Below are 12,496 nucleotides of genomic sequence, written 5' to 3' on the forward strand. Positions count from 1 at the left end.
TTACGGCTTACGGATGGCAGCCGTAACGGCGAAGACGCCGAGGATGGCGGTGATGGCCGCGCCGGGCCACCAAATGAGCGCGCCGGTAAGAAAAGTGCCCACCGTGGTCGTGCCCACGAGGAGGGCAATCGTATCAGTTCGTTCGTCTCGGGCTTTCATTTCGCGGGCGCTCATGTAATTGATTCTTGTTGATCTAAGGGGCTCAAATTAGACACCCTTTTGAGGGTCCACCATTGTCCGGTCACGCCATACACTGGTGATGCCGCTCTTATTGTTGCTTCACTTCTTGTTCTGCCCCTGCCGAAGGTCCTTCCCCACGCTCCGGCGGCTATCCTGTCTCATATGCTCCGCCGCCGTTGGCCGATCATTCTGCTGCTCCTGATCCCGCTCTTGCCGCTGTGGCGAGCCGTCTTCATGAGCCAGGCGATCGGACCGTTCGATCAGATCCACCATTTCGCCCCTTGGAATGGGCCCTCGCCCACCACTCCGTGGGACGTGCTGCAAGCCGACGGCGTGCTTCAGTTCTACTCATGGCGCGATCTAGTTTTCGATGCCTGGGGGCATGGTCGGCTTCCGTTCTGGAACCCGTATGCCCTTGCCGGTTATCCACTCCTTGGTAACTCCCAATCGGCGGGTCTCTACCCGCCCCATATCCTAATGGGGATTCTTCACATCCCTACCGGCCTAGCGATCGTTCTTCTCGCTTGGGCCCATTTAGCTTGGGCCGGACTTGGAACTTATTTGTTCGGGCGCCGCCTCGGTGGCTCCAAGCTAGCCGCGGCGGTCAGCGGAATGCTTTTCTCTTTGAGCCCGTTCATGATCGCGTGGACCGGGTTGCCAAGCGTCATCACCACCGTGAGCTGGATCCCGTGGGTTCTGGCCGGGATCGCCACCCTCTTCTACCGGCATCCGGTGATGCTCCGCAAAGCCGCGCCGGCCAGCGAGGGTCCGGTCGACGACGAGAAAGAGGCGGCAGTCGGGAGGTCGATGACGCTCGGCTATATCCGAAGCTGGCTTGGCTTGGCGCTTTGCGTGGCGATGATGGTCCTCAGCGGTCACCTCCAGTTCGTCGCGTATGGATTCATCGCGGCGGTGTTGCTGGCGATTGGGCTTGCCATCGCTATTCCCTCTCCGTTCCGCGCCGAGGAGATCAGCATCTTCAAATTGGGACCGGACGGCTCCGAGCAACCGCTCTCCGAAACCCAGCTTCGCCGGACTATCCGCTGGCAGATGCCCCCGTTCAGCGCGGTCCCGCTCGTGCTGCTTGCCTTGATCGTCGGCGGAGTACTCGCCTTGCCACAGCTCCTGCCGGTTCTGAACTACTCGCAGTTCTCCCATCGACGCGGCTCTCCCACGGCTGACGGCTACGAGAAATACGTCGCCGGAGCCATCAAGCCGTTCGAGCTAGCCTCTGTGCCGTACGCGCCGCTCGTTGGACTGCCTACCGAGTTCGCGGATCTCCCGCCGGACGCGGGGGTTGCTCCGATGTCCGCCTACTGGCCTCAATTCGTTAAGACCGGCGCCAACTTTGCCGAGGGGGCGGTCGCGGTCGGCCCGTTTGTTTTGAGCCTTCTTTTTCTCGCCGGATGGAGGCGGCGCGGACGGGAGTTAGGCCCCATCGGCGCGATCGGAGTGATCGCCCTGCTTCTGGCGATGGGGACGATACTGAATGCGGCCTTGTACTACGGCATCCCTGGTTGGTCGGCCACCGGCTCTCCGGGTCGTATCATCGTTCTCTTTGTTCTGGCCGCCTCGGTAATCGCCGGTCTCGCTTTAGATGGCCTTCCGCCGCTGCCTAAGGCCGGTTGGAAGCGGTTCGTGCCGTTGCTCCTGCCGATACTTCTGGTGGTTCCGTTTGCTCTGCTAGCCCAAACCTTTCCCGACGTCCAAGGCACGGAGCCGCTCATGGCGATCTTGGTGCCGGGCGCGCTGCGGAACGCGGCGCCGGGTCTCCTTGCCTCGGTCGTCGTCGCCGCCATTGCTCTTGCCTCTGCCTACCACCTCGACCGGCCCGTGAGCCGAGCCGTGGTGCTCGCTACCCCGTTAGTTCTATTCGCGCTCTCCGGCGGACTCTCGTTGGTGCGAACCGGCGACCCAAGCTTTCTTAACGCTGCCATCGTTAAGCCGGGCGATCTCTACCAGCGGGTGGCGGTGGTTAATAGCGGCTGGGGGCTTAGCGAGGCCGCTTCCGCGCTCGCCCCCCCGAACACGCCGGCGGCGGCGAGAATCCATGACCTCGCCGGCTACGATTCACTCCTCCATCGAGACACCGTCGCGCTGCTGAAAGACATCGACGGCGTCGATCCTTTCCCGCCCGCGAACGGGAATATGGTATTCGTCAAGCCCGCCGCCGACCCCGTCAAGCTCGCGGAGGCCGGCGTCTCGGAGGCGTGGTCTCGGCGCGAGATGCCGCAACTCGGACAACCTATTTCCACCGATAATGGCGTCTATCGCTACTTGATCAACGGTCCGGGGCGTGCGTCCACCCCGCAGGGTCGGGCCAAGTTCGAGGCGGAGGATTCCACCGGGATCCGGCTCCGAGCGACGGGACCCGGCTACCTCATCCTGCGCGACCGGAACATGCCCGGTTGGTTCGCGATCGTCGACGGCAAGCCGGCAACGCTTTCCGGCACTACTTGGATGCAGGTCGATCTTGCCCCGGGAGAGCACGTGGTGGAGTTCTCATACTCTCCCCCTGGATTCGTGGCCGGCGTCGACGCCTCCCTGCTCGCGTTCCTCGTACTTCTTGCCGTCTTCGCCTACACATTCCGCCGACCGAGGCTTGCGGAAGGCCGAACAATGGACGAACCGGCGAAAATCGTATCAGAATAAAAGGAGAGGAATTCTTCGGAATGAGCCAAACCGTCCTTCAACCCCAAGAAACCGACTACGACGCCGGAAACGGCCGTTGGATGGTCGTGATCTATAACAACGAGACCAACTCGTTCGACGAAGTCATCGACGTGCTCATGGATGCGACCGGTTGCGATGCAGAGGAAGCCGCCATCGAAGCGTGGGAAGCCGACCATTACGGTAAGGCTCCGGTGCATTTCGCGGCCAAGGACGAGTGCGAAGCGACCGCCGGCACGATCTCGAAGATCGGAGTCAAAACGGAAGTCGCCCGGGAGTGGATGGATTAATGAGCGCCCCCAGCGTTATCGAGCAACCCGAATTATCGAACGGCACCGGAACCGGCAATTTCTGGGTCGTTACCGTTTTCAACAACGACCACAACACCTACGACGAGGTCGTGGACATCCTGATCCAGGCTACGGCCTGCACCCTGCAGGAAGCCGAGATCGAGACTTGGGAAGTTGACCACCTCGGCAAATCGGTCGTCCACCACGGCGAGGAAGACGCCTGCCAATCCGCCGCCGAAGTTATCCGCCAAATCGGCATCCGAGTCGAAGTCTCGAAAGAGTAGTCACTCTATCTCGACCCTCGCCACTCCCCGTTCCACCCGTACGTGCATTCGGCCCCTTTGGTGCGGGATGTCTGTGCACTCGATCCAGTCCACGTCCAGCGGCAGAGGATCGACCTCGTCTTTGCCCGGCTGAACGCCGACGGCGTGACGAAGGACCAAGTCGACGATCCACGAATGCATATAGTCGTCGTACCCGCGGTATAAGGCTGGCACACCGGTAATCGGGTCGTAATGTTCGTACGAGCTCGGCTTCAGCGGATTGCCGCCGTGGAACATCAAATGGATCGCCTTCATCAGCCCTTCTCCCGCCAGATGGCGAAGCCGATCGTCCGATGAAGACCGCCCGACGTTTGCAAGCGCATCGACCACGTGCGAGTTGGCCATCGGCCAGCTCCGTCCGTTCCAGGGGCAATTTAGTCGCCGCTCCTTCCATTCCCCTTCCGCGCTGAAGGTCGAGTCCGAGAGCGCCGTCGCGGGAAAGCCGGCGGCGAGCCAGAACTCCTCGGGATTCGCCAGCCACCGCTCCACCACGTCCGGTAGTGCCAAGCCGGCGGCCATCAGCGGATACAGTCCGGTCGCCGGGCGCGCAGGGGAACGGCGGCCATCCAAAGCCACGTCGCAGAAGAACTGATCGGCGGGGTCGAACGAGAGCTCCGCCAATCCCCTCTCCGCGCCCTCGGCGAATCGTTTGTACGGCGAATCGCCCGGGCGAAACGCCGCCAGCATTCGAAAAAGCTGCATCGCGTAAACCGTCGCGTCGACGCCGCTCACTCGAAAACTCGCCCACTTATCCGCGTTCTCGCTGGCGAACTGGTAGCGGCTCATGTACTCCTGGCCGGTTTCGTTCTGATCGAAGACGTCGTACATCGTCGGCCCCGCCGGATCTTTGCTCAGCGTCCGATGGCGCAAGAAGTAATCCGCATAGCCGCGCATCGTCTGCAGGTGGTCTTTTCCCACCGCCCCGGGGTGCAGCGCGTGAACCTGGGAGAGGCCGGTCGCGAAGTCCGCATGGTAGAAGTCGCGCGCCGGCCGCCCGGTGTAGTTGTGGCCGGGAAAGGAACCATCCTCGCGCTGAACTCGGCCGAGGTTATCGAGAATGCCGGTCGCCAGCGACGGATCGTGCATCCAGCTCACCTCTCGAAGATGCGCCTGGGCCGAGTAGGTGACGAAGTTCCGAAAGAACCCGATCCCCTCCGTGACGAACGGGGCGAAGCGAAGATCGGGGATGTCGACGGTGTTGAGCCGCAGCCCGTACCACCGGTGCCAGTAGGCGCTCGTCAGGTGCTCGTCGCTCGAGGAGAAGTGCGGCACCCCTTCGAAGTAGCGCCGCCAAGCCGCCGCGCTCCGGTCGATTGCCCCATCTTCTCGCGCCTCCTGAAGCGAATCTCGGGCCGCCAGCGGGGTCAATCCGGCTCCACAAGCCAGCGTGAGCGGGCGGCGGTCTTCCAGCACGTAATGCTGTACCAGGTGGGCGAGCCCTTCCACCGGCGCGGTTCCTGTAAACGGTTTGAACTCCTGCTTAAGCCGGCCGTCGACGAACTTTTCAGGCAGAACGCTTAGCTCGTACAGGGGCGACTCGTCGTGCCGTTGCGCCAGATTCACCGTCCACGACTGCCGCTCATGCGACGCCCCGTATTCGAGGTAGACCGGCAGCGAGGGACCCATGGCACGCGCGCCGCGAATGCTCTCGGCTTCGATGCCGGTTCGATCCGGTACCAGCTCGCCGGGCCAAGCGGTCTCGAATTTCACGAGCATCGAGTCAAACCCGACCTGGACGTCGGTCATTGCTTGCCACGGGGCTCCGTGACCGGGCGGACGAACCTCCGGGAGCGCCCACAGAAAGACGTGGATCGGACGTACCGCCGTCACCAGCTCGAGCTCGGTGACCCATGCGTTCGCTTCCGTGATGCACCGCCGCTCTCGAACGACGATGTCTCCCGAGTAGTGCATCACCGTAAGCCGGTCGGGTCGCCAACCCTTGTGGTAGCTGTCGAATCGGATCGGGCGTCCATCCGCGTCCACGAACAAGGCGGTGAAAAGCCTCGCTATTCGGACATCGGCGAAGTAGACGTCGTCCCAAAAACCGGGCGCGAGCAGATGCTTCGGGAACGGCGGCGCGTAGATCGCCCCCTTCCCCCCGCCCAAAAACCACTTATCCTTGCGCCCGAGGCGCGCGAGAGGATCCATCGTCCAAAGCCTACCGGCGATGGGCCAAACAACCGCGCCTTTTGCGGTAAGCGTGAAATCGTTTCGGCCATCCGAAAAAGATGGGTGCACTATGGAAGGTGTCCGACGTAGGAATCGGCACTAACATGAACTTCCGTCTACTCCCCCGCGGGCTGCGCGCCGCCTCAGGCGCGCTTGCGCTCCTCTTCGTCGCCAGCGCCTCGGCGCAGACCGTCGACAACAAGCCGGAGGTCAAAGCGCAGGTGATCGAAAAGATCACCGGAATCATCGAGAAGTACGCGTACGTTCCCGGCGTCGACTTCGCGAAGTGGCCGCAACTGCTTGCCGAGGCCAAGCCGAAGATCGACGCGGCCAAGGACGATACTGAGTTCCAACGCGCAGTCAACGAGGCGCTCGCCAAGTTCGGCACCTCGCACATCGTGCTCGCGACGCCGAAGCAGTCCGAAGTGCGCCGTACCGGCTCGACGGTGGGCGTCGGTATCTCTACGCAGTTGACCGATAACGGCGAGCTGCTCATCGTTCGCACCGTGCCGGACGCTCCCGCCGAGCGAGCGGGACTTGTACCGGGCGACACCATCACGGAGGCTGATGGCAAGAAGGTGGAAGGCTCAATCGCGGGCATCATCGGAAAAGAAGGCACCGACGTCGTCCTCACCGTCCGCCATGCCGACGACAAGGTCGAGAAATACGTCCTTACCCGCCGTCCATTCTCGACCGTGCGGCCAGAAGAGCTCACTTGGATCGACAAGGATACCGCCAAGATTTCGATTTACACCTTTGACTTTTCCTATGATCGGGAGAACGTCGAGGATTTGATGAACAAGGCCCACAAGGCCAAAAACCTTATCCTCGACCTTCGGGACAACGGAGGTGGCGCGGTGATCAACCTGCAGCACATGCTCGGCATGCTGATCCCCGATGCGAAGCCGTTCGGAACGTTCGTCGGCCGTTCGCTAGTCGACCGTTACGTTAAGGAAGCCAAGGGAAAACCTGACGATTTGGCCGGAATGGCCAAGTGGAGCGACCGCAAGGTGAAGCCGTTCCCGAACGCGAACGTTCCGGTTTACAAAGGGAATCTCGCCGTTCTCGTCAACGGGTTCTCGGGCAGTGCCGCCGAAATCGCCGCCGCCGCCCTGCGAGACGAAGCGAACGCGACCATCGTCGGCACCAAGTCCGCCGGCGCCGTTCTGGTCTCCATGATCGTCAACGCCTCGAACGGCTTCATGATCCAGTACCCACTCAGCGACTACATCACCGCGAAGGGGCTCCGCCTGGAAGGTACGGGCGTGGTTCCCGACGTCGAAGCCAAGGACCCTCGCTTCCACCTCCCGAACGCGAAGGACGAGGTCGTCGACAAGGCCGTCGCCCTCTTCGCCCAATCGGGCAAAGGCGCCAAGTCCAGCGGCCATTAACTAACCGTGGCACGGGCTTCCAGCCCGTGCGTATCACGACCATCCCGGTCGTGCAAACGTAGCATCGGCTCCCAGCTGATGAACCCAAAAACGAAATGGCCAGGCGCAGGATGCCCCTGGGACCCACTGGCAAGATGCCAGTGCCACGTTAGCCGACTTTGATCTTCGGCGTTACTAGCTTTGGCAGCGGCTTGAGCCGCTGCCCGCGGGCCGGGGACAACACGAAAAGCGACGCGGGCGGTGATACGCCGAGCCGGGAGTAGCCGAAATTCCGGGTCGTGGTGACCAGCGTTCGCCGGTTACGGTCCAGAACGTCGGTACTTACGCTTGCCGCCAGGTGATTGTCGCGGCGAACGAAGATCGAGACCCGCGAGCGCGGGTCGGTGATCCGCAAAATATCGCAGGAGACTCCCTGCGATTGCACCTGGCCGGCGATGGCGATCGATGCGAGGGGCCCGACGACGTCGGAGAACGGAACCCGGTGCTGAAAAATCTGGCGGACCAGAGGGTCGACGCGGCCCCGAATGGCGGCAACCACCTCGGGGACGGCGACCCGTCCGACAGCTCCTCGATAAAAAGAATTCGTCCGAGGGTCCGAGATCGTTAAAACCTTCCCGTCATACGCGTAGCTCAGCCGCTCCTGGTCTTCTCTGACCTTTCTGCCGCTCAGGGAGACACGAACGCGGCCGTCATCCCCCTCGACCTCGACGATTCCCCGGCTCAATGTGCGATAGGCCCGCATCATTGCCTCCGTCGTCCGCTTGGCGGCAGCGTTCGCGTACCTCGGGGGCTCAGGGGCGACCGTAAACGTGTCGACGCTCTTGGCGGATCGAGGCGGCGAATACGACACCGGGCCACCCCGAGAATAATCGAAGGTCCAGTGGACCGCGCTGCCGGGAGAAGATACGTCCATCCTCCGAAGGAGCGGAATGCCGGGGTCGAAAACAAGGACCGAGCGAGCGTATCCACCGGCGATCTTGGCCTGGCGGGAGAGCACCGTCCGGCGTGACTCCTTCCGCAACGACCACCCGCGAACGTTCTTCAGCCCATCGTAGAAGGTGGCAAGGTCCTTTGGCTCCAGCAGATTCCGCATCATGTCGTCCATCTGCCCCAAAGCGGTCAACATCCGGGCGACCCTGGGCGCGGTCGGCGAGAGCGGGCGGGTCAGTCGCTCGTTTGCGTACGCGTCGTACGCCACCATCCGGCTCGGGCCGAAGAAGAAAGTCCGATCGCTGCGATCGACGCCGAGCGATTTCGGCTGGCGTACACGCAACAGAACGGCTTTTCCATCGACTGCGAGCACGTAGTCCGTGTTGTGCACGTGTCCCTCGAACGTGGCGGTCAGGGTCACGTGAGCGCGGAACCTCCCTAGCGCCGAATGGGCGGCCAGCGATGATTTGAGAATGTCGGTCGGCGCGGCGCCAAGGGCTCCTAAGAAAAACATCGGCCTAAAGACGTTACCTTGCCGCCCGAACGTGCGAGTCCTGGGCCGGGTAAACCGTATCGGATTCCCGGTCGTCAATAACAGATATGAGATTAAGCCATGCATCCGCTTTCGCTGTCCTTGCTCTCGGGGTGGCAGCCAGCGCTCCCGCGCAATTCAGCAAGCCGAGCGCGGCGCAGCAACTTCAACTCGGCAAACAGGCGGCGAGAGAGCTTCGCAGCAAGGAGCGCGTCTTGCCCGCTGGCGACCCCCGCGTGGAGGTGGTGCGAAGGGTCGGACGACGCCTCTTGGCGGCGATGGCGGATCGAACTTCCCCTTGGGAGTACTCGTTCGACGTGATCGACTCGAATCAGATCAACGCCTTTGCACTTCCGGGCGGCCCGACTTTCGTCTACACCGGCCTCCTGAGCCACCTCAAATCCGAGGACGAGCTTGCGGGAGTCATGGGCCACGAGCTGACCCACGTTCGGAAGGAGCACTGGGCGTACGCTTACCGGGACCAGCAGCGAAACAATGCTTTGCTTACCCTCGGCGCCCTCGTTTTTCGTCCTAGCCGGGGCGTGTTGGATGCGGCCGGTCTCGGATCGACGCTCCTCCTTGACCTGCCATTCTCGCGCAGACATGAGACGGAAGCAGACCAAGGTGGGATGGACCTGATGGTGCGGGCCGGTTACAACCCGCAGGGAATGGTCGACGTCTTCCAAATGCTCAATGAAACTTCAAAAGGGGGCCGCCCGCCCGAGTTCTTGAGCGACCACCCGTCGGACAGTAAACGGATTCGACGGATGCAGGAGCAAGCGAACAGCATGAACCGGAACTTCGCCCCGCAACGCCCGCTGTACTTCCGCAACGGCGGCTAGGCTCGGCCCATGAAAGACGGGGGCGTCAACCTTTGCGCCCCTGCGCCTCGGAGCGTTCGCCCAGCCATACTTAGGGAGTGAAGCCGCTGGCCAAATCAGTGACGGGCGTGACCGCGTCCGGCATCCGACGATTTTTCGATCTCGCCGCCCAGGTTGAAGGGCTCCTCTCGCTCGGCGTCGGGGAACCTCGCTACCCGGCTCCTGCCTCCGCGAAGCAAGCCGCCATCGAGGCGATTCAGTCGGACGTGGACGGCTACACCTCCAACTTTGGCCGGATCACCCTTCGCCAGGGAATCGCCGATAACCTTCGCCGGCGATACGGAGTCGGCTACGACCCCGCGAATCAGGTGCTCGTGACGACTGGTGTCTCCGAGGGGATCGACCTCGCCATCCGCGCCGTCCTCGAGCCCGGCGACGAGGTGATCTTCTTCGAGCCGACCTATGTTTCCTACGGGCCGGTCGTCACGTTCTCCGGAGGCAAGGCGATTGCGATTCCGACCCGTCCCGAGAACGCCTTTGCCCCCGACCCGGATACCGTTCGAGCCACCATCACCTCGCGGACGAAGGCGATCATCCTCGGATTTCCTTGCAACCCCACGGGGGCCGTTCCTCCGCGAGAGGTCTTTGAGGAGATCGTACAGATCGCTATCCAAAACGATTTGTGGATCATTTCCGACGAGATCTACGACTGTTTGGTGTTCGAAGGAGAGCACACCTGCCTCGCTTCCCTACCGGGCGCTTACGAGCGAACGATCCTTCTCGGCGGATTCTCCAAGAACTTTGCCATGACCGGCTGGCGGATCGGCTATGCCTGCGCCACCCCGGACGTGATCGAGGTGATGATGAAAATCCATCAGTACACCGCTCTCTGCGCGCCCACCATCAGCCAGGTCGGATGCGAGGGCGCACTCCGAGAAGCGGAAACGTACGTTCCGGAAATGATCCGGGCGATGGATGCCAAGCGTCGCTACTTCGTCGGCCAAATGCGCGAGGCGGGTCTCAACTGCCAAATGCCGCAAGGATCTTTCTTTGCTTTCTGCGATATCTCCGCCTCGGGGCTCGATTCGGAGACGTACACGGAAAGGCTTCTCAAGGAGCAGAAAGTGTTGGTGGTACCGGGGACGGCCTTCACCGGATGGTCTGGGGACGAGACGACCGGCCGCACCCACGTACGCTGCTGCTATGCGATCCCGGATGAGGATTTGCAAGAAGCTTGCCGGCGGATCAAGACGTTCCTTAGCTCGCGGTAGCCATGCGGATCATGCGAGGCGCGATGTGGGGTCTCCTTGCGCTCGCCTCACTCGGTCTGCTCTCGACCTTCGTTGTCGAAAGCGGCGTATCCGGCCGCGCCGTCGAAGTGCAGCCGATTGAGCGGGATCCGCGTTCCGATACCGGCTGGCGTCTCGTGGGGCCGCCGACGTCGCTTATGAACGTGCCCGAAAAGGCGTTTGTCACCCACGGCGCGCCCGGTGTTCCCCCACAAGTAGATGCCGCGGTTGTAAGAAACACGCCCGGCGTCGTTCCATTGTCTGAGATCCTCGGAACGCTACACATCGCTCGAATCGGCGCTCTCGCCGCCATGTTCCTGATGGCTCTGGGGCTACTTACCCTAACCCGGTTCGTCCTCCGACCTGCCGAATAACGAATAGGAGGGCCCTGGGCTGGCGCCTATAACACGGAAATATTGCCGCTCGGGTGATCGTCGAAAACTCGGACTACGGCTCCGGCCGCGCGTAGCGCCTCCGCGAACTCTCCAAGTTCATCTTCATGAACGATTTGGCCGGCTCGAATGTCGAGCCCGCCTCCGATGATCGCGTCCAGTACTACGCGCAGACGATCCCCTCTCCCCTTCTCGGCATCGCCTGCGCGGTCGAATCGTACACCCATGCTTTACATCTCGGGGGCTCGACCGGCCGACTGCTCTCCCCAGAGCCGCCAGGGAGCACCCCGATAGATGCATATTATCACATCTTGCGGTCAGGACCGCAAGATGTCGAGATTTTTCCATCAATCCGGAACAATTCCCGCTCAAAACGTGAAAAGTTTGCCAGCAAATTTACTGGCTCATTCTTCGTTAACCGGGGTTAAATCGCCAAAATCCAGTTTGCCTGTACCTGGGCCGTTTCGGCGGTTCAGCTTGGGGCCAAGGGCTAATGGTCATTGACAATTACTTTGTCTAATTTCACCCGTAGCCCGTGGCTTTAGCCGCGGTTCAAGGCTTTACCGGGGATAAATCCCCGGGCTACGGGTGAACCTGTTTTGTCAATCTATTTAATTGATGACCATCAACCCCCGGCTCCGGGACGGATCACATGGCGGCGGTAAGTCTAGAAGGCCATGCCTTCGTAGTCACGGATCAGGCCCACGATCTTGCCGATAATGCGGGCGTCTTCCTGCGTTACGGGAATGGGCAGGTATGCCGGATTGCTTGGCATCAGTTTGACGCCGTCGCTGGCGAAGTTGATGCGTTTCACCGTCGCCTCGTCTCCGAGCAGCGCGGCCACCAATTCTCCATGGTTAGCCGTCTGCTGCGGCTTCACCACCACGAGGTCTCGAGGCATGATCCCTTCGCCGGTCATAGAGTCGCCTTTGATCCGCAGAAGGAAGGCTCCTTCCACGTTGCGAACCATCTCGCTCGGGACCGGGATCATATCTTCGACATGCTCCTGGGCCTGAATGGGCGCGCCGGCGGCGATTACGCCGAGTAGCGGCAGCATCGTCGATCGGTTCGTCGGCTGAAACGACGGGTGGATGACCTTGATGGAGCGCGGCGTATTCGAGCGGGAAATATATCCTTTCCGCTCCAGGGCGTCGAGGTGAACGGTGACTCCCCGCAAAGATCCGATTTCAAAATCTCGGCCGATCTCTCGGATCGAGGGTGGATATCCCTCATTCTGCACGTAGTCAAGAATGTACTGCAGGATGAGCTGCTGCCGTTTTGTTAGTCCTTTCGCCATTACTCTCCAATCGGAGGTTCCGCCCCGTCGGCGGCACCGGTAGACATATTATACGACTAATATGTCTACTAGTCAACCTGTAAAGTGTAATCGGGATGAAAGCGGCTCTCCATGCCATACTACAACGCTTTTAGCGACCTTTGGTGACCTCGGTGTCGATCTCAACATTCCAAGAAAACTATTCAAAGGCGGATGCGGCATGGGCATCCTCC

General features: G+C 61.5%; 12 protein-coding genes. 7 read left to right on the forward strand and 5 right to left on the reverse strand.

Annotated features, from left to right (window positions below; all coding sequences use genetic code 11):
- Window positions 1-174: a hypothetical protein gene (locus OP10G_RS26630; protein ID WP_158409106.1), complete on the reverse strand. Its 174-nt coding sequence runs from the start codon at window positions 172-174 to the stop codon at window positions 1-3.
- 168 nt (window positions 175-342) lie between these two features.
- On the opposite strand from OP10G_RS26630, the gene OP10G_RS01155 reads away from it, so the two are divergent.
- From OP10G_RS01155 to OP10G_RS01165, 3 genes are read left to right on the forward strand one after another with little or no spacing between them, the layout of a single operon-like run.
- Window positions 343-2,832, forward strand: coding sequence for a glycosyltransferase family protein (locus OP10G_RS01155; RefSeq protein ID WP_025227727.1), 2,490 nt, complete (start codon window positions 343-345; stop codon window positions 2,830-2,832).
- A gap of 20 nt (window positions 2,833-2,852) precedes the next feature.
- A complete protein-coding gene (locus OP10G_RS01160) occupies window positions 2,853-3,140 on the forward strand; it encodes an ATP-dependent Clp protease adaptor ClpS (RefSeq protein ID WP_025227726.1) in 288 nt (95 codons plus the stop codon).
- On the forward strand, window positions 3,140-3,424 hold the full coding sequence (locus tag OP10G_RS01165; protein WP_025227725.1) for an ATP-dependent Clp protease adaptor ClpS: 285 nt from the start codon (window positions 3,140-3,142) through the stop codon (window positions 3,422-3,424). Before OP10G_RS01160 ends, OP10G_RS01165 begins: the two co-directional genes overlap by 1 nt.
- Here OP10G_RS01165 and OP10G_RS01170 read toward each other — a convergent pair whose 3' ends face one another.
- Window positions 3,425-5,611 carry an MGH1-like glycoside hydrolase domain-containing protein gene (locus tag OP10G_RS01170; RefSeq protein ID WP_084178752.1) on the reverse strand — a complete coding sequence of 729 codons (2,187 nt, stop codon included), beginning with the start codon at window positions 5,609-5,611 and terminating at the stop codon, window positions 3,425-3,427.
- Between the two features lie 125 nt (window positions 5,612-5,736).
- Between OP10G_RS01170 and OP10G_RS01175 the strand changes: the two genes are divergently transcribed.
- A complete protein-coding gene (locus OP10G_RS01175; RefSeq protein ID WP_158409107.1) occupies window positions 5,737-7,023 on the forward strand; it encodes a S41 family peptidase in 1,287 nt (428 codons plus the stop codon).
- Window positions 7,024-7,171: 148 nt separating this feature from the next.
- On the opposite strand, the gene OP10G_RS01180 is transcribed toward OP10G_RS01175, so the two are convergent.
- Entirely contained in the window at window positions 7,172-8,467 is a 1,296-nt protein-coding gene (locus OP10G_RS01180; protein WP_025227722.1) for a hypothetical protein, read from the reverse strand.
- A gap of 86 nt (window positions 8,468-8,553) precedes the next feature.
- Here OP10G_RS01180 and OP10G_RS01185 point away from each other — a divergent pair, with 86 nt between their 5' ends.
- From OP10G_RS01185 to OP10G_RS01195, 3 genes are all read left to right on the forward strand, one after another.
- The gene (locus OP10G_RS01185; RefSeq protein WP_025227721.1) at window positions 8,554-9,327 is read left to right on the forward strand and encodes a M48 family metallopeptidase; all 774 of its coding nucleotides are present in this window, start codon (window positions 8,554-8,556) and stop codon (window positions 9,325-9,327) included.
- Window positions 9,328-9,404: 77 nt separating this feature from the next.
- Window positions 9,405-10,577, forward strand: a complete 1,173-nt coding sequence (locus OP10G_RS01190; protein ID WP_025227720.1) for a pyridoxal phosphate-dependent aminotransferase — start codon at window positions 9,405-9,407, stop codon at window positions 10,575-10,577.
- A gap of 2 nt (window positions 10,578-10,579) precedes the next feature.
- Window positions 10,580-10,969, forward strand: a complete 390-nt coding sequence (locus tag OP10G_RS01195) for a hypothetical protein (RefSeq protein WP_025227719.1) — start codon at window positions 10,580-10,582, stop codon at window positions 10,967-10,969.
- Between the two features lie 26 nt (window positions 10,970-10,995).
- On the opposite strand, the gene OP10G_RS01200 is transcribed toward OP10G_RS01195, so the two are convergent.
- The gene (locus tag OP10G_RS01200) at window positions 10,996-11,214 is read right to left on the reverse strand and encodes a hypothetical protein (protein WP_025227718.1); all 219 of its coding nucleotides are present in this window, start codon (window positions 11,212-11,214) and stop codon (window positions 10,996-10,998) included.
- 440 nt (window positions 11,215-11,654) lie between these two features.
- Window positions 11,655-12,284, reverse strand: a complete 630-nt coding sequence (gene lexA / locus OP10G_RS01205; protein WP_025227717.1) for a transcriptional repressor LexA — start codon at window positions 12,282-12,284, stop codon at window positions 11,655-11,657.
- Window positions 12,285-12,496: the final 212 nt, after the last annotated feature.

This window comes from Fimbriimonas ginsengisoli Gsoil 348 (assembly GCF_000724625.1).
Taxonomy (GTDB): domain Bacteria; phylum Armatimonadota; class Fimbriimonadia; order Fimbriimonadales; family Fimbriimonadaceae; genus Fimbriimonas; species Fimbriimonas ginsengisoli.